The organism is Streptomyces niphimycinicus (assembly GCF_018883605.1).
Taxonomy (GTDB): Bacteria; Actinomycetota; Actinomycetes; order Streptomycetales; family Streptomycetaceae; genus Streptomyces; species Streptomyces niphimycinicus.
In genome coordinates, this window is record NZ_JAHLEM010000019.1 from 1 (window position 1) to 2,688 (window position 2,688).

General features: G+C 69.7%; 3 protein-coding genes and 1 pseudogene. All 4 read left to right on the forward strand.

Translation table 11 applies throughout. The features are described from left to right. The coding region (locus KN815_RS02615; RefSeq protein WP_216339754.1) for a phosphotransferase at positions 1-517 on the forward strand (517 nt) is incomplete at its 5' end. 38 nt (positions 518-555) lie between these two features. Continuing rightward, positions 556-846: pseudogene (locus KN815_RS02620) on the forward strand (phosphotransferase); the annotation flags it as partial. Between the two features lie 340 nt (positions 847-1,186). After that, positions 1,187-1,906 carry a leucine-rich repeat domain-containing protein gene (locus KN815_RS02625; protein ID WP_216339756.1) on the forward strand — a complete coding sequence of 240 codons (720 nt, stop codon included), beginning with the start codon at positions 1,187-1,189 and terminating at the stop codon, positions 1,904-1,906. Positions 1,907-2,249: 343 nt separating this feature from the next. Then, the coding region (locus KN815_RS02630) for a nitronate monooxygenase (protein ID WP_216339758.1) at positions 2,250-2,688 on the forward strand (439 nt) is incomplete at its 3' end.

The following is a 2,688-nucleotide window of genomic DNA, read 5'->3' on the forward strand; positions in this document are numbered from 1 at the left end:
GTCGGCGGCGTGGGCCGCGGCGGGCGCCGCCATCCGGAAGCTGCACGACGCGCCGCTGCCGCCCCGGCCCGGCCGGGCAGGACGGAGCATCGTCGCGCTGGCGGCGGAACTCGACGACGAGTGCGAGTTGCTCGTGACGAACGGCCTCCTGCCCGCCGACCTGATCACCCGCAACCGCCAGGTCGCCGAGGCCGCACTCCGGCCGTGGACTCCGGCGTTCACGCACGGCGACCTGCACATCGCGCACGTCTTCGTCGACGGCGACGAGGTCACCGGCATCATCGACTGGTCCGAGGCGGGCCAGGGTGATGCCCTGTACGACCTCGCCACCTTCACGCTCGGACACGAGGAGCACCTCGACGACGTCATCGCCGGCTATGGAACCGACATCGACCTCGACGTGATCCGCGCGTGGTGGTCGTTGCGAAGCCTGCTGGCAGTTCGCTGGCTGATCGAGCACGGCTTCGACCCGTTCGCGCCGGGCTGTGAGGTCGACGTGCTGAGATCCCGGATGTGAGGCTGCGCGGGCCCGACTGCTACGAATGCGTTCTGACGCATCGAGCAGGCCACCCGGCCAACGTCCTCACCGAGGACGGCACTTTATGCGGCGTGATCGACTTCGGCGACCTCTGCGCGGGCGATCCGGCCTGCGGTCTCGCCGCCGCGCGGATACTGCTGCCGGACGGCGCCGTCGACCACTTCTACGACGCCTGCCAGCCCACCCCGGACACAGCGACCCGGCGCCGCGCCCGCGGCCGGGTGGTACTCAAAGCCCTCGCCTACGCCTTCATCGGGGATGCAGGCGTCCACGGCCGTCCGGGCGGCAAGCGCACCTGGGGCCCACCGCCGCCGGAGAGCCACAGCCCTTCGCCCTTCACCAGGCCGTACGCCACCGTCGCCGCGTCCGCGATGCCGCAGAGCGTCCTACCCTCGACTTCAGATCCCCCCGGGCAATGCCCCCGGCGAGGAACGTCCGCCAGTGCCCGCCGCCATCCTCCATCAGCAACAGGCCGCGCACGCGCACGCCCCGGGCGAGGGGCAGCGCCGCGACACCACCGCGCACGGCGAGAACTCCCCCGTCCGCGGCTTCGGGACAGCCGTGACTGATCCCATCCGAGAGTGCTGCACGGCCGCAGGCTCCACGCGAGAATCTCCAGCCAGACCGCCGAACGGAAAGGACGGGGCCATGCAGCCCGCACTCAACCTCTGGCGCCAGCAGCTTGGAGATGTGCCCGAGTCCATCTGGCAGCACACCGAGCTCCGAGTGCTGATCCTGGCAGACAACGGCCTCATGACCCTCTCCCCGAAGATCGGACAACTGGACACCCTGACCACGTTGGACCTCGGCCACAACAAACTCACCTCCCTCCCCGACACACTCGGCGACCTGGCCGAACTCACCGGATGCCTCTACCTGCACGACAACAACCTGTCCCAGCTCCCGGACACGCTGGGAAACCTGACCCGGCTGCGCTACCTCAACGTCGGTGAAAACCCTCTCACCGCCCTGCCCGAAACCGTCGGCCGGATGACGGAACTGATCGAGCTCCGAGCCCAGCACAATCGGCTGACCAGACTGCCCGACACCATCGGTCGCCTCCACAAACTGCGCGAACTCTGGCTGCGCGGGAACGCGCTCAGCACCTTGCCGCCGACAGTGACCGGCCTGCGTGAACTACGGCACCTGGACCTGCGTGAGAACGCATTCACCGAACTGCCCGAACCGCTGGCCGCCCTCCCCCGGCTTCGGCAACTCGACCTCCGCAGCAACCACATCGTCCAGATTCCGGACTGGGTCGCACGGATGCCCGCCCTGGAGAAGCTGGATCTTCGTTGGAACACCTGCGATCCCTCCCACCGCTTGCTCACGGAGCTGGAGGAACGCGGGTGCGTCGTCCTGCTGTAAATCACCGGCCGACACCCTGGAGCCCGGGGGCGAGGCCACCCGCCGACTCGCCGTCGATCCTGCGCTGGAAGGCATCACCGGCCAATTCTTCGACCGCCTCCGGCCCGCCCGCCCAACCGACCAGGCTTACGGCGAACAGGCCAGGACGGCTCTGCGCGCCCGCAGCCTCGCGCTCGCGAACGGCTACCTCACGATGGCAATGGCGATCTGACCTCGACACCGCCCAGCGGACGCACGGCAGGGATCCCCAGCGGGCAGGTCCCCAGGTCCGACAGGGCCGCCTGGCGGCGGATGTCGCGACAAGCGATGTTCGCGCGGCGTGCCGAGGGGAATGATGGCGGCTATGGCGCTGTCGACGCGGTTCACGGAGTTGTTCGGTGTGGAGCACCCGATCGCGCTGGCGCCGATGGGTGGATCTGCCGGCGGTGCGCTGGCGGCGGCCGTCTCTCGTGGCGGTGGGCTCGGGATGCTGGGCGCCGCGAACGGGGACCCGGAGTGGCTGGCCCGCGAGCTGCCGCTCCTCGCGGAAGCCGCCGGGCGGCCGTGGGGCATCGGTTTCCTCACCTGGCAGATCGACGTCGGCGCGATCGAGCGGGCGCTGGAGCACCAGCCCAGGGCGGTGATGTTGTCCTTCGGGGATCCGAGCCCTTTCACCGAGCGCATCCGCGCGTCCGGCACGCTGCTGATCATTCAGGTAACCGATCTGGAAGAGGCCAACCGGGCGGTCGACGTGGGCGCCGATGTCATCGTGGCGCAAGGCACCGAAAGCGGTGGGCACGGGG